Below are 20,379 nucleotides of genomic sequence, written 5' to 3'. Positions count from 1 at the left end.
TCATGAAAACTATCTCCCAGGCGCGATTTCATGCTTCATCTGATTCTTTTGAGTAGCCGTTTAATCAGTAATAGAACTTTGAGAGAAGCAAATGAGTTTACAAACAAAATTAATAGTAGCTGCCATAATGGGCAGTATAGTTAGTAGCGTAAATGGCTCGTCAATCTCAAGCGATCAATCCAGCGAGCCGACTTACATTAAGATGGCTGGTGTTGAGGCATTTGGCATCAACACGTCAGATACACCTGAAGTCGATACGCCTGATACACCAGACGTACCTGAAGTCGATACGCCTGATACACCAGACGTACCTGAAGTCGATACGCCTGATACACCAGACGTACCTGAAGTCGATACACCTGATACACCAGACGTACCTGAAGTCGATACACCTGATACGCCAGACATACCTGAAGTCGATACACCTGATACGCCAGACATACCTGAAGTCGATACACCTGATACACCAGACGTGCCTGATGTTGACACACCTGATACACCAGATGTACCTGAAGTCGATACACCTGATACACCAGATGTACCTGATGTTGACACACCTGATACACCAGATATTCCTGAAGTTGATACACCTGACGTTGATACTTCCGATTAAGCTGCCTAGTGTTTAAGCACGCCACCTTTCTATATTCGTCGGCGCATTTGACGTACTACTGAAAAAACTCAAGGCTGGAACTATCGGAAATGAACATTGCTCCACTGATCTGCCAAAGATCAATTAATTTTTAAATTGATTCCTCAATATTGACAGGATCGCACCGTTGCCACCCCGGTTTTTTCGTTTCTACATAGAGATATACCCCTGTATGGCGAAAAAACAGATAACCAATTTAATTTTTGCTCTGTCTCGGAATGACTTGATATACATAAGATTATTGGAGCCATTCTTTATGAGAGCCTGATATTCAATGGCGGCAGGGTAATACATGGAATATATTTATTTATGTAACATCCTAAAATTCAGTTCGTTAAGCTCGCATTAAGTTTTCAAGATGAAAATATATTCAAATAATTCAGACTAAGAATAAATGAGTTATTTGAATACTTGAAACGTTTATTAAATAAAACTGTTAGCGCCAGTTAATTGCCACAAAAGCGCATCAAAATTGACTGTATAAAACTCTGATCTATTATTTCTTAATAATATTGACGAGAAAAAGGTAAAGATAGGCGCTGAAAGTGGACAACATTAAAAAATGCTTAACTTAATATATAAGTTATTTTTGTAACAATAATCTATAACAAGGAAAAAATAATATGAAAAAAGTAATGAAATTATCAATGATTTCCCTGATTTTCAGCATGGTTACGGCTTGTGCGACTACTTCGGACGTTGAAAATTTACAGTCGCAAGTTGATGGCCTGAATTCTAAAGTATCTCAAGCATCCGCTGATGCGGCTAACGCACAGACTGCAGCGGCTGATGCGGCTGCAAAGGCTGAAGCGGCTGAAGCCGCCGCTAATCGGGCAGCCGAATTAGCTCAAGATACCAATAACAAACTGGACAATAGGTTCAGAAGATCAATGATGAAATAAACCCTTGTCGCTGGAGCGGAAAATAGACCAGCGAGAAAATTCCTTGCTCTTTTGGAGTCAATTTCTGCCTATCTAAAGCTGTGACACGGCTTTAAAGGATTATTGATAAATATTATCAAAACTGACAGTCAATAATATGTATGTTTTTGTTTTAAATGATGATTATTTTCAGTCGGTAAAAATTGGAGGCCGAAAAGGGAACCTATCGGACGCTGATTCCCATGCTTTAGATAGGTTTTTTGTATTAATCACTATCAACAACAGTTATCATGTTAAGGCACTGAAAAATAGCAGTGCTTTAAGTTTTAGAGTATTGATAGGGCTTTAATCCTTTGGAATGCTCAACCGGACAGTGCTTCAGATGAGGCGGCAGCTGGCGTAGTCAAGCTATTGCTGGTTGTCTGGCTCTTCTGTCAGAGAAAATAGAGACGCTGACTAATGCACTGATGCGGATTATAAGAATAACTGATGAGGGTAGTGAATTGATTGCAACAAGTGTTTATATTTTAACGTGTGTTTTTACAACCTATGTCTTTTATAGAGCGCGTAAAAGCTAATTCGCTTTAGCTTGGGTTGTAAACAATATTCTACGCAGTCACATATGCGGATTTTGAAAAATAGCTAAATGCGCACAATAGGCTCATAGCGTTAACAGTTTCTGTATCTGTGGCTGTGTAGATCATAACTTCCATGACTTTATTTTCAGCATTCAAGCGATACCGCTGTGCCAATTTTTGATAACCTTCCTCGGTTAGCGAAACTGTCAATCTCAGGCGTATAGGCGAAGCGGCTTGATATCCAGCTAAATGATCTTTCTGATTTGATCAGAAATGCCCGGGCCATGGGCTTCACGCTAAATGCTTTCGAAAGACATGGCGCGAAATTCGAGAGCGAACTGCAGATAGCGCGTATGCTTTGCGTTCGACTTTTTCAAGTTTTCAGGCGGTTTTTTTACTCATAAAATTCTTTTTTACGATCAATGCGCCAGAGCCGCGTATCATCGGCCATCTCAAATCCGGCTTCTGTCTGGCTGGAATCCTCCCCAAAAACGTCATCGGCGATCACATCAGCGTGTTGATGGCGGCCGCGGCTAAATCTCTCGCCATATTGCTTGTCGGCCTTTGAGGAATCCCGCGAAGATGATTCGACAATAACTATGAAATCTTTTTTCAGAATCAACTAAATCCTGTCTATTTTAGCTGTCTTGAGTATTGTTTATGTTATGCTTGAGCTCCCTAAATCAGAGTAATGTAATTATGGATCAAGCAAGCCTGTCTAGTAATTACAATTTAGGCTAACTATTGAACGAGATATAAAGAGACAATGAATATCAAATACTATCAATTCTATCTGGGCGGCCTGATGGCAATCATAAGTGCAGGGGCAATAGCCGAGGAAAATGCGGCAATGGAAGACGCCTGTCGAAAAGCCGCCAACGAAACCGCAAAAGGCGAAATCGTCAAAATCGAAGCGAAAAAAGTAATTGACGGCGGCGAGATTTATGAAATCGACCTTAAAGCGGCCGACGGAGCTCAATGGGAATTTAAGTGCGATAAAACCAGCGGCAAAATAACCAAGAAGGAACAGGAATTGCCGAGTGCCGATCATCCGGCTTTCGCCGCCTTGAAAAAAATCGATGAAGCTGAAGCCCGTAAAATCGCTTTGACGCAGTATACCGGCATAATTAACAAGGTTGCGTATGAAATTGAATCGGATGGCACCGCAGTTTACGAGATTATCATCCAAACAGGAGACGGACTTGAAATGGAAGTCGAAGTCGATGCGGCTACCGGCAAAATTATAGAAGCCGACGAAGACTCTGATTAAAATGGCCGGCCGGGTTAGGCAATAGCCATAACCCGGCGTTGCTGCCTTGACTTGCCTGGTTATGTCTATGACATACCCCATGCTTGGATGGCTTTTTGCATTTGCCGTCACTCTGCATAATGCGGAAGAAGCAATATTTTTGCCAAAATGGTCGATGCGTACCGGAAGATGGCATGCTCCGGTGGGCGAACTTGAATTCAGACTGGCTGTAGCAGTGCTTACGCTTCTCGCATATGGGGTTGCATATCTCTGCTCAATACAAGGACCACAAACAGTTGCAGCTTATGCGCTAGCTGGCTACGCTTTGACAATGTTGCTGAATGTTTTTTTTCCGCACGTGCTGGCGGCAATTGTATTGCGAGAATATGCGCCTGGTACGGCAACAGCTTTATTATTCAATCTGCCTGTGTGCAGTGCATTACTGTATGTTGGGGTTCAGGATGGATATATCAATGTCGAAAAGCTTGCGTGGTTTGGCCCAGCGAGTGCTGCAGTCATTTTGGCGAGCATACCGATACTGTTCTTGATTGGCCGAAAGTTGGTCGGTGCAGTAAAACATTCTTAATCCGAATCTGACGATATTTTCACTGTTCCCTTTAAAACAGCCAAAGACTTTTTGAGCAATTGCTTCTTCTTGCCGGTCGTAGCTTAAATAGATTCTGTTAGATTCTGCGATCGCCCAATTTAATTTGCCGGAGGTTTCGAATGAGCATTCAAAGCGAATTACAAGCCACCATTGCCGATATGGTAGGCGAGGGTAAAGGTATCCTGGCGGCCGATGAGAGCCTGCCGACTATCGCCAAGCGTTTCAAGGCGGTCAATGTGGAATCGACCGAGGAGAACCGTCGCGCTTACCGCTCGTTGTTGCTGACCACGCCTGGCCTGGGCGAATTCATCAGCGGCGTGATCCTGTTTGAAGAAACGCTGGGGCAGAAAACCGCTGACGGAAAACCTTTGCCGCAAGCAGCGGCCGAGCAGGGCGTCGTGCCCGGCATCAAAGTCGACAAAGGTACGATTCCGCTGGTCAATGCGCCGGGTGATCTGGTCACGCAAGGGCTGGACGGTCTGGCTGACCGGCTGACAGGATATAAAGAGCAGGGCGCGCGCTTCGCCAAATGGCGCGAGGTCTATCCGATTGCCGGACACAATCCGACAATGCTGGGCATAAAGACCAATGCCGAGGTGCTGGCCCGTTATGCCGCCATTTGTCAGTCGCTGGGCATCGTACCCATCGTGGAGCCGGAAGTGCTGCTGGACGGCGATCACACCATCGAGCGCTGCTTTGAAGTCACGGAAGCTGTTCAGCATGCAGTCTTTCACGCCTTGCATCGACACCGCGTAGAACTGGAACATATCATACTGAAACCGAGCATGATCCTGCCGGGCAAGGATGCGCCGAAGAAAGCCGGCCCCCAGGAAATTGCCGAAAAAACGCTGGCGCAGTTGCGCCGGACCGTGCCGGCAGCCGTACCCAGCATTAATTTCCTGTCCGGCGGCCAGACGCCGGAAGAAGCGACCGCCAACCTGAATGCCATCAACGCGATGGCCGGCAATGCGCCCTGGCAGCTGAGCTTTTCCTATGCGCGGGCGCTGCAAGACCCGGTATTAAAGACTTGGCAGGGCAAGGCCGAAAATGCACAGGTGGCGCAGCAGGCACTTTATAAACGCGCAAAGCTGAACAGCGTGGCACGCACCGGCAGTTATACTTCTGAGATGGAAAAGGATTAGCGGCTGGGGGCTGTAGGGGTGAATTCACTTGTGCCCCTTGCGGGTATTCGCCTTCTGGGTGCTTGTGCCCTTTAGGGTGCCCACCCTGGGCGACTGAAGTCGCCCCCACAATGGGCAGCGCACAATCAGATAAACGCCTGTTCTCAAAATCAACAACAAAATGAACTCTTTATGCAGGAAGTCATAATCGTCATCAATGCCGGTTCATCGAGCATCAAGTTCGCCCTGTTCGCCGCCAACGGCAGCCAATACCCCGGTATGCTGTATCGAGGGCAGATTTCCGGTATCGGCAGCGAGGCGCGGTTTACCGTTCAGGGCGATAGCCGCTCGCTGCCGATACGCGATCACCAGGAAGCCTTGCGCGTCCTGGTCGATTGGCTGGACGCGCATGACGACGACTTGAGGCTGCTGGCCGTCGGGCATCGCATCGTGCATGGCGGCAGCCGATACGTCCGCCCGGCGCTGATCGATGAGGCCGTGATGGCCGACCTCGAGGCGCTGGTTCCGCTGGCGCCGCTGCATCAACCGCATAATCTGAGTGCTATCCGCGCCCTGCGGCAACTGCATCCCGGCTTGGCTCAAGTGGCCTGTTTCGATACGGCCTTCCACCACACGATACCCGAGCTCGCCCACACGTTCGCGCTGCCGAAATCCCTGCATGAAGAGGGCGTGCGTCGCTATGGCTTTCACGGTCTGTCCTACGAATACATCGTCAACGTACTGCCGCAGCATTCGGAAGCCGAGGCCGGCGGGCGCATCGTGATCGCGCATTTAGGGCAGGGCGCGAGCATGTGCGCGGTCAAGAACCGGCAAAGCATCGCCACGACGATGACGTTCACGCCGCTGGACGGCCTGCCCATGGGCACGCGCTGCGGTTCCATTGATCCGGCCGTCGTGCTGTATCTGCTGCGTGAGAAAAACATGACGGCCGATGCCATTTCGGATCTGCTGCATCACCGGTCCGGCCTGGCCGGCTTGTCCGGCATCAGCGGCGACATGAAAACGCTGCTCGGCAGCGGCCACGCCGATGCCCACAAGGCTGTCGACATCTTCGTTTACCATATCTGCCGCGAGCTGGGCTCTCTGGCCGCGGCCTTGGGCGGCCTCGATACGTTGATTTTTACCGCCGGCATCGGCGAGCGCGCGGCCGTGATCCGCGACAAGGTCTGCAAGGGCGCCGCCTGGCTCGGCATTGACATCGACCCGGAAGCCAATCGCAACAATGCGGCGCGGATCAGCAGCGCGAGAAGCCCTGTCTCGGTCCGCGTGATTCCGACCAATGAAGAACAAATCATCGCGCATCATACCTATACCTTAACCAGCGGAGGCCATAATGAATAGCATTCAGGACCCATCAGTATTGCCCCTTTCCGAGCAGGAAGCCGCGCGCATCAACGCCTACTGGCGCGCGGCCAATTATCTGTCAGTCGGGCAGATTTACCTGCTTGACAATCCGCTGCTCAAAGAGCCGCTGCAACTGAAACATGTCAAGCCGAGGCTGCTGGGCCATTGGGGCACCACGCCCGGCCTGAATTTCATTTACGTGCACTTCAACCGCGTGATCAAGGCGCGCGATCTCGATGTCATTTATATCGCAGGCCCCGGCCACGGCGGGCCCGGACTGGTCGCCAATACCTATCTGGAAGGCAGCTATAGCGAGTTCTATCCCAATGTCTCCCAGGATGCCGAAGGCATGCGGCGCCTGTTCAAACAGTTTTCGTTTCCGGGCGGCATTCCCAGCCATGCCGCGCCGGAGACGCCGGGCTCCATCCATGAAGGCGGCGAACTCGGCTATGCGCTATCCCATGCTTACGGGGCGGCGTTCGATAATCCCGATTTGCTGGTATGCTGCGTGGTCGGCGACGGCGAGGCCGAGACCGGACCGCTGGCGACCAGCTGGCATTCCAACAAGTTTCTGAATCCCGAGCGCGACGGTGCGGTGCTGCCGATACTGCATCTGAATGGCTACAAGATCGCCAACCCAAGTTTTCTGGCGCGCATCGATAATGACGAACTGTGCGCTCTGTTCACCGGCTACGGCTACATGCCCTATTTTGTCGAGGGCGACGAACCTGAAATCATGCATCAAAAAATGGCCGCTACGCTCGATGTCGTGCTCCAGGAAATCGCCGATATCCAGAAAGACGCGCGCACCAACGGCTATTCCGGACGCCCGCGCTGGCCGATGGTGATTCTGAGAACCCCGAAAGGCTGGACCGGCCCTGAAGTGGTGGATGGCGTGCCGGTCGAGAATACCTACCGCTCGCATCAGGTCCCGCTTGCCAAGCTGGCAGAGAACCCCGCGCATTTGAAAATGCTGGAACAGTGGCTGCGCAGTTACAAGCCGGAGGAACTATTCGACGACAACGGCACGCTGATCCAGGAACTGGCGGATCTGGCTCCGAAAGGCGAGCGGCGCATGGGCGCCAATCCGCATGCCAACGGCGGTTTGCTGCTGCGGGATCTGAAAATGCCGGATTTTCGTGACTATGCGGTGGAGGTGAAAAATCCCGGCGCCGAATCGGCTGAATCGGTGCGCGTGATGGGCAAATTTCTCCGGGACATCATGAAGGCCAACGAGGATCAGCGCAATTTTCGCATCATGGGGCCCGACGAGACGGCCTCGAATCGGCTCGATGCCGTGTATGAAGCTACCGACAAGGTTTTCACCGGCGAGATTATCGCCACCGATGATCATCTGTCGGATGATGGCCGGGTCATGGAAGTGCTCAGCGAGCATCAATGCCAGGGCTGGCTGGAAGGCTATCTGTTGACCGGGCGTCATGGCCTGTTCTCCTGCTACGAGGCCTTCATCCATATCATCGATTCGATGTTCAACCAGCACGCCAAATGGCTCAAGGTCACCAAGGACATCCCGTGGCGCCGGTCCATCGCTTCGCTGAACTACCTGCTGACGTCGCACGTCTGGCGCCAGGACCACAACGGCTTTAGCCACCAGGACCCGGGCTTTATCGACCACGTCGTCAACAAGAAGGCCGAGGTGATCCGCGTCTACCTGCCGCCCGACGCCAACACTTTGCTCTGGGTGACCGACCACTGCCTGCGCAGCCGCAACCGGGTCAACGTCATCGTGGCCGGCAAGCAGCCGCAGCTGCAATACCTGGATATGAGCTCGGCCATCAAGCATTGCACGACCGGCATCGGCATCTGGGAATGGGCCAGCAACGACCGCAATACTGAGACCGATGTGGTAATGGCCTGTGCCGGTGATATTCCGACACTGGAAACGCTGGCCGCCGTATCGCTTTTACGCGAGTTTTTCCCAGAGCTCAAAATCCGCGTCGTCAATGTCGTCAACCTGATGCGCCTGCAGCCGAGATCAGAACATCCGCATGGCCTGTCGGACAAGGATTTCGACTCGCTGTTCACGGACAGCAAGCCGGTTATCTTCGCCTATCACGGCTATCCGTGGCTGATCCACCGTCTGACTTATCGCCGGACCAACCATGAGAATCTGCATGTGCGCGGCTATAAGGAAGAAGGTACGACCACGACGCCGTTCGACATGGTCGTGCTCAATGAGATGGATCGGTTCCATCTGGTTATCGACGTTATCGACCGGGTGCCGCACCTGCGCTATGTCGGCGCTCATGTGAAGCAGATCATGCGCGACAAGCTGATCGAGCATAAGGAATATATCATCGAGCACGGCGAGGACATGCCGGAGATTCGCAATTGGGCCTGGCCGGTTGGATGAGGGATAAGCCGTTGGAGATTTGCCTTAGCAGTGAGCATGAAACTTGTTGGTGCGAATTTACTTGTACCCTTTAGGGTATTCGCATTGTACGGAAGTCCGCGCCTGCGCCGGAAAATCCAAGCGCTCTCGAGAAAGTTATAGAACACAGCAAAACTTATGAAACAGAGCAGAAATAAACACCTCATTATCAAGCTAGTGACAATCGGTTTGCTGATCGCCGGTCTGAGCTATATTCTCCATCCGGGCCTGGGACAGTTCAGTCTTACTATCAATGGTCATCCGGTCGCCGAGCCCCTGGCCCGGCTAACGGCGATCCCGACCTTGCTGCTCACGCTGTTGTTTACCGGCTTGCTCGTGCTGCTGCTGTTTTTGGGCGTCGGCATGATGCTGTTTCTGAGCACATTGTTATTTGTAGCGCTGGGGATTTTCATCATAGCGCCTTATTTGTGGCCGGTGCTGGCTGTTATTTTTCTGGTTGTCGTACTCATGTCATTGGGTGGCGATAAACAGGTCTGATTTTTGCCGATGAATATTCTTAGACGCGCACGGGTCCGGTATATCCTGCACCGCTACCCGATCAAGCATGACGTATGGGAGGCCGCCACAGCCAAGCTGGCCGTGTTGCAGGGACTGACTTCAGTCGAAAAAGCGCATCTGCGCGAACTGAGCACATTGTTTCTGCATGACAAAAGGATTTACGGCGCGCAGGGTTTTGAGGTGAGCGAGGCGATGCGCATCCATGTAGCGGCCATAGCCTGTCTGCCGATTCTGCATTTGGGAATCGGGTTGTTTTCGGCATGGAGCGATGTGGTGATTTACGCCGACGCTTTTCGGGTCAGCCGTGAGGAAGTTGACGAGATGGGCATCGTCCATTATCAGGATAGGGTATTAAGTGGCGAATCGTGGTCGCGTGGGCCGGTGATCCTGTCCTGGCGCGATATCGAGCAGGACACTCAAAGAGGTTATGAAGGACACAACGTGATCATTCATGAAATCGCGCACAAACTGGACATGCTGGACGGCAGCGCCAACGGCATACCGCCGCTGCATGTGGCCATGCCCGTGCCGCCCTGGACCGATGCATTCAGCACGGCCTATGCCGCATTGAATCATCGCCTTGAACACCATCATGAGGTTTGTGTCGATCCGTATGCGGCAACCAGCCCTGCCGAGTTTTTCGCCGTGTTCAGCGAATACTTTTTCTGCGCGCCCGACATTCTGCATGTGCACTTCCGCGACGTATACCGGCAACTGCAACTTTATTACCGGCAGGACCCGCTGAGCCGGATTCATACGGATAAAACAGCCGATCAGCCGGTTCATGAGGCCGCGGAGTAAAGGGTTTGAATTCAGCTGTAGGATCGAATTCATTCGACCCGAAACGCGGCTATTTTTTAAATGGGGTTAAGTGCGAATGCCCGCAAGAGGCACAAGTGAATTCACACCTACACGCGCATCACTATTCAGGCGGCAAGGTCCGCCGTGAGTTGAATGAAAAGCGCGGCAACCAGGATAAAAAACAGTCCGTACCTAATATCAGTTATTAATGTTGACAGTTTAGAAACTGATAATGTCGATTTGAAGAGGTAGCTTAGCCTTGGTAAATGATCGCCTGCCAATCAGCCGGAAGGAGAGGGCGCTTGCAGAAATCAAAGGTTGCGGCAGTTGTTGTGTTTAATATTGATGAGGAGATGAATAATGGCCGATAGAATTGAAATCGAAATTCGGGAAATGCAACAGAGAATGCAGGAATACCTCCAGATGCACTGGAAGTTCTTCCTGGCGGAAGGCGCTTTTTTTATCATTCTCGGCATAGCGGCCATCATCGTGCCGCAGGTTTTCACCATAGCCATCGCCTTATTCATTGGCTGGCTACTGCTGCTGGGCGGCATCTTTCAAATCGCCAGAGCCATCCGCTTCAGCTCGATGCCGGGCTTTGGCATGTGGCTTCTTATCGGCGTTCTGCAGGTGTTAATCGGTTATTTTCTGATCGCGCAGCCCATGAAAGGCGCGCTGACTTTAACCATGCTGATGACGCTGTATTTTGCCGTGGAAGGCATTGCAAAAATATCCCTGGCATTCATGATGCGTCCATTGGCCCATTGGGGCTGGGTATTTTTCAGCGGCTTTACCGCCCTGATGCTGTCCGTCGTCGTCTGGGCCGGCTGGCCAGGCACGGCCGCTTGGGTGCTCGGCCTACTGCTGGGAATTAACATGATCTTTCTCGGCGGCTCATTGGTCAAGATCAGCTTGCATCATGGAGGAAACGCTTGAGCTGACCATTTTGTAACAGGAATTAAGAAAACTTGCCGTTCATAAGCTTTTGTTTTGGATTTTTGGCCGAGAATATTATATAATTATTATTCTAAATTCCTATTCGGGGTGTTAGCTCAGTTGGTAGAGCAGTGGACTCTTAATCCATGGGTCCAGGGTTCGAGTCCCTGACGCCCCACCATATAAATCAAGGCCTTACGCGCAAGCGAAGGCCTTTTTTATTGCCTGATTGTTCATCTAGTTGCAAAGGTGGTTGCAATTGGTTAGTTTTTGTCGACTTATGATGGCTGCTGTAATACTAGTCAGCTTGACATCCTTTGTGTCTCGTGTAACGCTGCGTGTTAAGTTGCTTAACGGATATTTTATATGATTGGTATTGATCTGTTTTCTGGTGCAGGGGGGATGTCTTTGGGAGCAAGAATGGCTGGCATTGATGTTCAGCTAGTTGTGGAAGCTGACAAATATGCAGCTGATACATATTTGCATAACCACATGCCCAAGCATGGAGTTTTTGTTGATGATATACGAAAATTTAAACCGATTAGTCTAAAAAATAGAAGCAAAGAAGAGCTAGTTGTTTTTGGTGGTCCACCGTGTCAGGGATTTTCGACATCTAATCAAAGAACTAGATCCTCGCAGAACGATAATAATTGGTTGTTTAAAGAATTTGTTCGTGTTATTGAGGCGTATAAGCCTGACTGGTTTGTATTCGAGAATGTCAAGGGTATTCTCGAAACAGAGAGGGGGCTTTTTGTTGATCAGATTCTCGGAGAGTTCGGCAAGCTCGGTTATACGACGAGCTATGATTTGTTGCATGCTACAGATTTTGGCATTCCTCAGAAGCGTGCACGCTTTTTCATTGTAGGATCACTGCATGGAGTAACATATCAGTTTCCAAGCCCGACCCATAAGACGCCCATTACGGTAGCTGCAGCAATCGATGATTTGCCTGTTTTAGATAATGGGGCGTCAAAATGCTATTTGCCATATGCAAAAGCTGCAATGAGCGAATATGCCAAAGGTCTCAGAGGCAATCTTATCGGTTGCCACAACCATATATTGACACGGAATAACAAATTAATTATTGAGCGTTATAAGCATATACCTCAAGGCGGTAATTGGGAAAATATTCCTGATCATTTGATGAAGAATTATGCTGATAAATCTAGATGCCATACTGGAATTTATCGAAGATTGCATGCCGATAGGCCGTCTGTAGTGATAGGTAATTTTAGGAAAAACATGTTGATTCATCCAACTCAGGATAGAGGTCTGTCTGTTCGAGAAGCGGCGAGATTACAATCTTTTCCAGATAATTTCGTGTTTAAAGGATCTATTGGGTTTCAACAACAGCAGGTGGGAAATGCGGTACCGCCATTGTTAGCTCAAGCTGTTTTTAACCAGGTAATACGTAACGATTAGAAAAATGATGGTAAATACGAACGACTTGCTTCCGTTAGAGCTGTGGCTATATAACAAGCAATCTTTAAAAAATAAGTTTCCAGGTCGTAGCGACCAATATTTCGCTCGTTATTTAGCTATAAAAAAATGGCTTGAAGAAAATGTCTATAGGTATATAGGGGCGGGCACATCAGCTGAAGACGGTGGAATTTATACAGATCATGGTCCTGATCATTTTAATGCAGTTATAAATTATGCTGGAAAGTTAGTAGGAGTAGATGAAGATGAAAGAACGATAAACATAGAGCCTTATGAAGTGTTTTTGCTGTTAAGTTCAATCTTACTTCATGATGCAGGAAATATTCATGGAAGGATAGAACATGAAAAGAAGCCTCTAGATATCCTGAATGCAATGGGGGCTCTCGCTACTTCCGATCGTTTCGAACGAAAAATTATAGCGGATATCGCAGAAGTGCATGGTGGCAAAACTAAACAGGGAGATAAAGATACCATTGGCAATAAAAAATGGGATGATCGCCGGAATTACTTGGACGTTAATTATAGGCCCAACATGATTGCAGCATTAGTGCGTTTTGCTGATGAAATCTGTGAAGATCGAAAACGAGCTGCAATGCACCTCATTGAAACAAATTCTTTACCAAAAGAAAGTGAGGTATTTCATCAATATGCTTATGCAATTAATAGTGTAGTTGTTGATAGACAAGATAAATCAATTAAGCTTGAGTTTTATATTGAAGAGAAAAACATTTGCAAGAAGTTTGGCAAGCAGGAAGAAGAGGTCTACTTAATTGATGAGATTATGTTGCGCCTGGGAAAAATGAATGATGAGCGAATATATTGTTCGCGATTTTTTCATGAGATCATTCAGCTTCAACAAATTAGAGCTACTGTTATTATCATTGATGAAGATGGTGAAGAATTGAAGAAAGAAGAATTTAAACTCAAGGATTCAGGATATCCATCTAATACTTTTTTGCTTACAGAGGAATATCCTGATTGGGTTGGTGAAAAACTAAAAGAAACTATATCAAGTCGTAGGACAATATTATGAAAAACCCATTCGCGGTTAGAACTCCGGAATCTTTATCGCCTAAAGAGGTTGCCGATTTGTTCATTGATGTATTTTCAGATTTTCCCAAAATTAAAGATGTAGGACATACATTTATCCATGGCCCTAGAGGATCTGGGAAAAGCATGATGCTGAAATACCTAGAGCCATCTGTACAGCTGCATGCTGGCAAAGTTAGTCGCATCGAGGACTTGGACTTTTTAGCAGTGCATATCCCCTTCAAAGTTGCAGGACTTGATATTACAGACATACAACGTTTGGAAGGAGATTCATATCTCTATTTGTCAGAACATTTGATGCTGATGCATATTACTAGTCTGTTGTTAAATCTTTTGTCGGAGTTATATGAGAAAGATACTTTAAGGCAAGATGAAATCAATGATTTTTTTCAGAACACTTTTTTGAAATTGATAACAGTAGCAGGTTCCGATGTTGCGAAAGAAGAATGTCCAACATTCCAGAGAATGGCGAAGATTTGCGATGAAGAGAGGCAAAAATCAATTTTATATATAAAAAAGCTCTCTTTCAGCAAAGACTATATGCCTTATACTGGCGCATTATGTGGCTATACTGATTTCTTTCAACCTTTATCTCAAGCCATTAAATCTCTTCCATTTACACCCAATGGTCCTATCTATCTGATGCTGGATGATGCCGATAATTTAAGTGAAAGAATGCAAAATATATTAAATACTTGGGTTTCGTGCAGAACAACTCAGTATTTATGCCTTAAGATCAGTACACAGCAAAGATATAAAACTTATAGAACATTGAATGGACAGCTGATTGACTCGACCCATGATTATACTGAAGTAGATATCAGCACATTGTATACATCTCAAAAAGACCATTATTTAAGAAGAATAAATGATATTGTTAGCAAGCGATTAACTCTAGCTGGGGTTGATAAACCACCACAAGAGTATTTTCCAAGCGATAAAAAACAAGATGAAAGAATTAGTGTGTTTAAATCAGAGTTAAAAGCTAAATGGGAAAAGGGGGAAGGGAAAGGTCATAGAGCGTCAGATGATGTTACCCGATATGCTATTCCTGACTACATGAAAAGTCTAGCTCAAAAGAAAGCAAGCGCTACCTATAGCTACGCAGGATTTAAAAATATCGTTGATATTTCGTCAGGCATTATCCGCTTCTTTCTAGAACCTGCAGCACAAATGTATTCAGAAGCAAAGGCACAACAAGCGCAGAATGAGTTGTTATGCAGTATTCCTCCAGCAATTCAGGATGGTGTTCTAAAATCATGGTCGGAAGAATTTATTCTCTCGGAATTTGAGAAATTAAAAAGGGATGCAGAGAATAACGATGAGCCTAGTATTGTTTCTAAGCTTTATTGCTTGATTAATAGTCTAGGAGAACTCTTCCGCCAAATGCTTCTTTCAGAGGGTTCACAACGGCGAATTTTTTCTATCATGGTTACTGGAAAAATGGACGAAACGCTAGAGCATGTTTTCGAGCTAGGCGTTGAATGGGGATACTTCCAAAGATCAACCGCCCCTAGCAAGGAGGGATATGGAAGGCAGTATCGCTTTGTTCTTAGTAGACGCTTAGCACCTTATTTTAAATTGGATGCTTCTAGCTATGCGGGGCAATTGTCTGTGACGGTTGAAGATTTGAATCTTGCTTGCATTGACTCTGATACGTTCGTGAAACGTCGCATGAGTAAGATACAAAAAGACCAGAAATTAAATCAAATAGATTTATTTAAGGATCAGTCGCTATGAAAAGATTAGAAACCGATTTACTTAAAGCAGAGCTTCACCAGCCTATAGACCTTTTAATGGGGTGTATCAGTTATGAGAGCCGTTGTTTATCTATTCCAACGGCATTAGAAAATTCAGATATCCAATATTTGAGTTATTTTAAAGTCAGAGAATTCAGTAAAGCTTCTTCAAATAATGAAGACAAGCTAAAAGTCCTCTTCAACGATAAGTTAACAATTAGCGAATACAGTAATCACAATCCTATAGAATTTTCTAATTTTTGTATTGATCAACTGGATCGAGTTTATGCCGATATCGGGAGGCCGTTAAATATCGTGCTTGACATATCTACATTTACTCGAGACGCGCTCATTATGGTTATCGGTATGCTCTTCTATAAGCAAGAGTATATTGATCAACTGTCATTGATTTATATGCCTGCGTCAAAAATGAGTAATGAATGGTTAAGTCGTGGATTCAGAAATGTTAGGTCTGTATTAGGTTTTCCTGGCAAGCGTTCTTCATTAAAGCCTCTACATGTTGTAATAATGACTGGTTTTGAGCTTGATCGAGCAAAATATATTATTGATGAATATGAGCCTGATTTAATTTCCATTGGTGTTGGCAAGTGTGAAGAATCAATCAATCCAGAGTTTTATGAACGGAATCAGAAGTTTGTTAATGTTCTGAGCAATTTTTATGCATCCAGGATCAATAATTTTTGTTTTTCATTAATAGATCCAATTAAGGTAGCCACTGAATTGGCTGAATACCTGAGTCAATTTAAGGAATACAATACGGTAATAGCTCCTTTGAATAATAAGGTCTCAACAGTCGGTGCGGCTTTATATGGACTTAAGCATGAAGAATCTCAGATATGTTATCTTCCGGTAGAAGAATACAATACAAAAAATTATTCAGAGCCAGATAATGTTGTTTATTTCGACAAAATCAATTTAACCTCAATTTAATATTTTGATAGTATGAATAATTATTCTTGTGCTATGCCTCTCTAGTTACTCATATTAACAGCTATAGAATTGGCGCTAAATCTGCTCTGTTCATCTTAGCCAATGATTAATTTTGAGAAAGGAATGATCTTATTTTTTCTGCAAGGTTGCTGTTTTTGATTTCACATTCCCAGATAATCATCACATTCCATCCGGCAGCTACCAAAGCAACCTGATTTATTTTGTCGCGCCTACTATTTCTTTTCAATTTTGGATACCAGTAATCCCGATTTGATTGCGGAACTGTGGCACGCTTACAGCCAGCATGACAATGCCAGAAACATCCATGAACGAAGATAACTTTTTTCTTCCCTGGAAAAACTATATCAGGGCAACCAGGCAATTGTCTTCTATGCAATCTATAGCGATAGCCCATAGAAAATATGAGTTTTCTCACTACCATTTCCGGAGCAGTATTCTTGCTTCGGATACGGCTCATTATCCGACTGCGTTTTTCAGTGGTGATTGTATCTATCATTGAATAAGGGATGACTAAAGCTTGGTTCAACATTAGAGTGAAATACTTCCGCTGACAAGATTTATGGGGCGGATGTTCAGTAACAGGTTTATCGAATGATTCTCTTTTGCGTGCTTCTCATATAAAGCCATGGCGTGATTGTTCAAATCATGAGCGATTAGACCCAAAGAACGGCCTGTTGCTCCATCCTGTACTGGACCGTCTATTTGACGTAAGATTTATAACATTTGATGAGGACGGAAGAATTCGTATATCTGGCAGCTTATCAGAATCTGATGTCAAAACACTCCATGTCAACAGGAATTGGAGTCTGCGGAAAATGCCTGATGGATTGGTAAAATATTTACGCTATCACAGAGAGAAAGTATTCAACCATAAGCTAATAAGTTGCTTCACTGGATGATAATTCTTTTGCGCTTTATTGCTTGTCAATAATCTTCAATGAGGTATCAGAACCCACGCATGTCGAACCAAGTTTTTCCGAAGCGCCTGTATAAATACCGTGCATTCAACGTCGGCACGCTTCGACTGCTCAGTGAAGCAGAAGCCTATTATGCTAGCCCCACAGCGTTCAACGATCCACTTGACAGTAGTCCAACCATACAGATTGATACTGATTATCAGGCGTTGGAGAAGCTTCTCTATAGAATGCTTTCCCAATCTGTTGGCAAGGAACATGCTGCTCGCGAGATCAACAATCATCGCTATATGTCAACCGAGTTAGGAGACTACAAAGTCAGTTCAGAGGCTGAAGCCTACTACATGCGACTCCTTGCTTCGAATGTAAAAGATCTGTTATATGAAGAGTTTGGGAAACGTGGTGTGCTTTCGCTTGCAGAGAAATGGAACTGTCCCTTAATGTGGAGTCACTATGCTGACGAACATCGTGGTCTATGCGTTGAATACGATTTGAGCGAAACGGCATTTAATGATCTTCGACCAGTCGATTATCGTAGATCTCGTAGTATAAAAGTCAGTGATTTGATCGACTGGAAGCTTAAGCAATCATCTTCTGCTCATCAGGCGGTCTTGGAAACCTTCTTCTTTACCAAGGCACCTCAATGGCGCTATGAGCGAGACCCCCTGTGTCAGGATAGTTGTCATTCCATTAAAATTGGACTCTAAATGAGAGTCTGATGGGGGCGACAAGGCGAACCAATGAAATACCCAAGCGAGCGGAGGGAAGCAGTCCTGAAAAAAATGCTCCCGCCGCATAACAAATCCATCCCAGAGATAGCCAAAGAGGAAGCTATCTCCGAAGCGACCCTGTACAACTGGAGAAAAGCGGCTCGAGCGGAAGGTCGCTTATTGCCTGACGGCGATAATACGCCCTCTGGCTGGAGTGCGGCGGATAAATTCGCGGCTGTTGTAGAAACAGCGGCGATGAATGAAGCAGCGTTATCAGCTTACTGCCGGCAAAGAGGTCTTTATCCTGAGCAGATCAGAGCCTGGCGGGAAGCGTGTGAACAGGCGAATGATTGGGACAGGACTCAAAACCTGCGATTAAAAGAAACGCGCAAAGCGGATGAGAAACGCATCAAAGAACTGGAACGCGAACTGAGGCAGAAGGAGAAGGCGTTGGCCGAAACCGCCGCCCTGCTGGTGCTAAGAAAAAAAGCCCAGGCGATCTGGGGGGACGAAGAGGACGATGATCAGCCTCTCAGATCGCCATAAAGCGGTAAATCTGATCGAAGAAGCCGTGGAAGCCGGCGCATTGGCCGGGAACGCTTGTGACATGTTGGAGATCAGTCTGAGGACTTACCAGCGCTGGACGCAAGACTCTGCGGTAAAAGAAGACGGCCGACCACAAGCCGAGCGGCCGGCACCGGCAAATAAACTGAGCCTGGAGGAACGACAGCAGATCCTGGCGATCTGTAACCGGGAAGACTACCGCAGCTTGCCGCCTTCCCAGATCGTGCCAGCACTGGCGGACCAAGGGATTTACCTCGCTTCCGAAGCCAGTTTTTACCGCGTATTGCGGGAAGCCAACCAACGGCATCACCGCGGCAAAGCCCAGGCGCCAAGAAACGTCGCCAAACCCAAAGGATACCGGGCGACAGGTCCCAACCAGGTCTGGAGTTGGGATATTACCTACTTGGCGACCGTGGTGTCCGGCCTGTTTTATCGGCTCTATCTGGTCATGGACATCTACAGTCGCAAGATCGTTGGCTGGGAAATCCATGAACATGAAAAAGCCGAGTATGCAGCGCTATTGATCAGGAAGGCGTGCCTGGCGGAAGGTGTCACGGAAAAAGGCCTGGTGCTGCACGCCGACAACGGCTCACCGATGAAGGGAGTAACGATGTTGGCTACCCTACAGCGACTGGGTGTGGTGCCCTCGTTCAGTCGCCCCTCGGTGAGCAATGACAATCCCTATTCGGAGAGTCTGTTTGGTACCCTGAAATATACGCCGGCTTATCCATCGAAACCGTTCCAGAGCCTCGAAGAAGCCAGAGCCTGGGTCTATGGCTTTGTCAGTTGGTACAACAAGGCGCATCGGCATAGCGGCATTCGTTTTGTCACGCCCGCCGAACGTCACAATGGCTCTGATCATCAGATCCTGGCAGCGCGAAAAGTCGTTTACGAAACAGCCAGGCAAAGACGGCCTGAGCGATGGAGCGGCAAAACCAGGAACTGGTCACCTGTCGGTGAGGTATGGCTCAACCCGGATAAGGAGGGTGCATTGAACAGCGTAGCTAGAGACCAGGCAGCGTAGAAAACACGACAACTATTTTGACAAACGTCGAAGGATAAAAGCTATAAAGCTTTATAAAGATGGAATATAAAGAATTTTTGTACCAGAATGCACGTATTCAGGATTTCATCTACAAATTCTGCCTTGTGCATTTGCTAAGAGGAGATGAATATGAAGAAAAAATTATTGCTATTTGCAATGTTATTTTTCAATGCTACTGCTTATGCAGTAAATCTAGAAATGATTGATGAAATACTAAGTCAAGAAGCTTGCGCTTGTAGATGTGGCAATAGTACATCGCAATGTCTTAAAGTGCATACCTCATGCCAAGTTAGCAGGAACAGATTTAATTATGTTTATTCAGCAATCATGGCTCAGCAACAGCAGGCTCAACAATGGCAAGGATATCCTCAGCAGGATCAGTATCAGGCACCTCAAATAAGTGGTCCAGCTGCGGGCACTATTGGCACGATTAACAGAATGATGCATGATGCTTTGCATGGTGATGCTGAAGAGATTGAGCGTAAGTATCATGGAATTAATTCCTTGAATGAAGGGGCTGCTACTCAGAATCGTATCTATAACGAAGTTTATCAGAATCAATTGAGAAATAATAGATAAATGCTGGAATGAAATTGAGCTAGACAGGTTGATGATGCCGCAATAACACAATATCAATTGGACTGGATGAGCGCTTGCGTCCCCAACTCCAAGCCAACCTACGGCGAGTCGACTGAAATGCCCTCAAGCTATAGGGCTTATGTTCAAGTCGCAGTGGATGCGTATTGCGAAGGAAAATATACCGCAGAAGAGACGAACTGGTGCATATGGGTATTCTTACATATTGCGTATTTAGTATGAAATATGTATTGTTGAATATGGGTTC

Annotated in this window: 19 protein-coding genes, 1 tRNA gene and 1 pseudogene; 19 read left to right on the top strand and 2 right to left on the bottom strand. The window is 46.9% G+C overall.

Translation table 11 applies throughout. The features are described 5' to 3' along the window. The first annotated feature begins 91 nt into the window (after positions 1-91). Together ACTNE6_RS11805 and ACTNE6_RS11800 are read left to right on the top strand one after the other, a co-directional pair. Positions 92-613, top strand: coding sequence for a hypothetical protein (locus tag ACTNE6_RS11805; protein ID WP_442496853.1), 522 nt, complete (start codon positions 92-94; stop codon positions 611-613). Positions 614-1,275: 662 nt separating this feature from the next. Further along, positions 1,276-1,554, top strand: coding sequence for an Lpp/OprI family alanine-zipper lipoprotein (locus tag ACTNE6_RS11800; protein WP_442496852.1), 279 nt, complete (start codon positions 1,276-1,278; stop codon positions 1,552-1,554). 951 nt (positions 1,555-2,505) lie between these two features. Here ACTNE6_RS11800 and ACTNE6_RS11795 read toward each other — a convergent pair. Then, positions 2,506-2,733 carry a hypothetical protein gene (locus ACTNE6_RS11795; protein ID WP_442496851.1) on the bottom strand — a complete coding sequence of 76 codons (228 nt, stop codon included), beginning with the start codon at positions 2,731-2,733 and terminating at the stop codon, positions 2,506-2,508. Between the two features lie 144 nt (positions 2,734-2,877). On the opposite strand from ACTNE6_RS11795, the gene ACTNE6_RS11790 reads away from it, so the two are divergent. The 13 genes from ACTNE6_RS11790 (at position 2,878) to ACTNE6_RS11730 (ending at position 16,281) form a co-directional block, all read left to right on the top strand. Next, entirely contained in the window at positions 2,878-3,381 is a 504-nt protein-coding gene (locus tag ACTNE6_RS11790; protein ID WP_442496850.1) for a PepSY domain-containing protein, read from the top strand. Between the two features lie 79 nt (positions 3,382-3,460). Next, positions 3,461-3,946, top strand: a complete 486-nt coding sequence (locus tag ACTNE6_RS11785) for an HXXEE domain-containing protein (protein WP_442496849.1) — start codon at positions 3,461-3,463, stop codon at positions 3,944-3,946. Between the two features lie 140 nt (positions 3,947-4,086). After that, positions 4,087-5,109: a class I fructose-bisphosphate aldolase gene (locus ACTNE6_RS11780; RefSeq protein ID WP_442496848.1), complete on the top strand. Its 1,023-nt coding sequence runs from the start codon at positions 4,087-4,089 to the stop codon at positions 5,107-5,109. 171 nt (positions 5,110-5,280) lie between these two features. Then, the gene (locus tag ACTNE6_RS11775) at positions 5,281-6,450 is read left to right on the top strand and encodes an acetate/propionate family kinase (RefSeq protein ID WP_442496847.1); all 1,170 of its coding nucleotides are present in this window, start codon (positions 5,281-5,283) and stop codon (positions 6,448-6,450) included. Further along, a complete protein-coding gene (locus tag ACTNE6_RS11770; protein ID WP_442496846.1) occupies positions 6,443-8,827 on the top strand; it encodes a phosphoketolase family protein in 2,385 nt (794 codons plus the stop codon). The genes ACTNE6_RS11775 and ACTNE6_RS11770 overlap by 8 nt, the downstream gene beginning before the upstream one ends. A 156-nt stretch (positions 8,828-8,983) precedes the next feature. After that, a complete protein-coding gene (locus ACTNE6_RS11765) occupies positions 8,984-9,343 on the top strand; it encodes a hypothetical protein (RefSeq protein WP_442496845.1) in 360 nt (119 codons plus the stop codon). Positions 9,344-9,352: 9 nt separating this feature from the next. Next, positions 9,353-10,165, top strand: coding sequence for a zinc-dependent peptidase (locus ACTNE6_RS11760; protein WP_442496844.1), 813 nt, complete (start codon positions 9,353-9,355; stop codon positions 10,163-10,165). Positions 10,166-10,525: 360 nt separating this feature from the next. Further along, positions 10,526-11,101, top strand: a complete 576-nt coding sequence (locus ACTNE6_RS11755) for an HdeD family acid-resistance protein (protein WP_194970613.1) — start codon at positions 10,526-10,528, stop codon at positions 11,099-11,101. Positions 11,102-11,206: 105 nt separating this feature from the next. Beyond that, a tRNA-Lys gene (locus ACTNE6_RS11750) sits at positions 11,207-11,282 on the top strand. A 185-nt stretch (positions 11,283-11,467) separates the two neighbouring features. Then, positions 11,468-12,523 (top strand): DNA cytosine methyltransferase, encoded by a 1,056-nt coding sequence (locus tag ACTNE6_RS11745; RefSeq protein WP_442496843.1) that lies wholly within the window; start codon positions 11,468-11,470, stop codon positions 12,521-12,523. A 4-nt stretch (positions 12,524-12,527) separates the two neighbouring features. Then, a complete protein-coding gene (locus ACTNE6_RS11740; RefSeq protein ID WP_442496842.1) occupies positions 12,528-13,574 on the top strand; it encodes an HD domain-containing protein in 1,047 nt (348 codons plus the stop codon). Then, entirely contained in the window at positions 13,571-15,331 is a 1,761-nt protein-coding gene (locus ACTNE6_RS11735; RefSeq protein ID WP_442496841.1) for an ORC-CDC6 family AAA ATPase, read from the top strand. Before ACTNE6_RS11740 ends, ACTNE6_RS11735 begins: the two co-directional genes overlap by 4 nt. After that, on the top strand, positions 15,328-16,281 hold the full coding sequence (locus tag ACTNE6_RS11730; RefSeq protein WP_442496840.1) for a hypothetical protein: 954 nt from the start codon (positions 15,328-15,330) through the stop codon (positions 16,279-16,281). The genes ACTNE6_RS11735 and ACTNE6_RS11730 overlap by 4 nt, the downstream gene beginning before the upstream one ends. Before the next feature lie 106 nt (positions 16,282-16,387). On the opposite strand, the gene ACTNE6_RS11725 is transcribed toward ACTNE6_RS11730, so the two are convergent. Beyond that, positions 16,388-16,831: a very short patch repair endonuclease gene (locus ACTNE6_RS11725; protein WP_442496839.1), complete on the bottom strand. Its 444-nt coding sequence runs from the start codon at positions 16,829-16,831 to the stop codon at positions 16,388-16,390. A 52-nt stretch (positions 16,832-16,883) separates the two neighbouring features. On the opposite strand from ACTNE6_RS11725, the pseudogene ACTNE6_RS11720 reads away from it, so the two are divergent. The 4 genes and pseudogenes from ACTNE6_RS11720 to ACTNE6_RS11705 all read left to right on the top strand — a co-directional run. Continuing rightward, positions 16,884-17,201 (top strand): annotated as a pseudogene (locus ACTNE6_RS11720) (HNH endonuclease); the annotation flags it as partial. A 59-nt stretch (positions 17,202-17,260) separates the two neighbouring features. After that, a complete protein-coding gene (locus ACTNE6_RS11715) occupies positions 17,261-17,923 on the top strand; it encodes a DUF2971 domain-containing protein (RefSeq protein ID WP_442496838.1) in 663 nt (220 codons plus the stop codon). Positions 17,924-17,956: 33 nt separating this feature from the next. Then, a protein-coding gene (locus ACTNE6_RS11710) for an IS3 family transposase (RefSeq protein ID WP_442496837.1) occupies positions 17,957-19,514 on the top strand; the annotation gives its coding sequence in 2 pieces (ribosomal slippage) (positions 17,957-18,429 and positions 18,428-19,514; 1,560 coding nt in all). A gap of 150 nt (positions 19,515-19,664) precedes the next feature. Then, positions 19,665-20,114: a hypothetical protein gene (locus tag ACTNE6_RS11705; RefSeq protein ID WP_442496836.1), complete on the top strand. Its 450-nt coding sequence runs from the start codon at positions 19,665-19,667 to the stop codon at positions 20,112-20,114. Positions 20,115-20,379: the final 265 nt, after the last annotated feature.

It is taken from the genome of Methylobacter sp. sgz302048 (genome assembly GCF_052162025.1).
Lineage (GTDB): Bacteria > Pseudomonadota > Gammaproteobacteria > Methylococcales > Methylomonadaceae > Methylobacter.
This window is presented reverse-complemented; position numbering and strand designations above follow the sequence as displayed.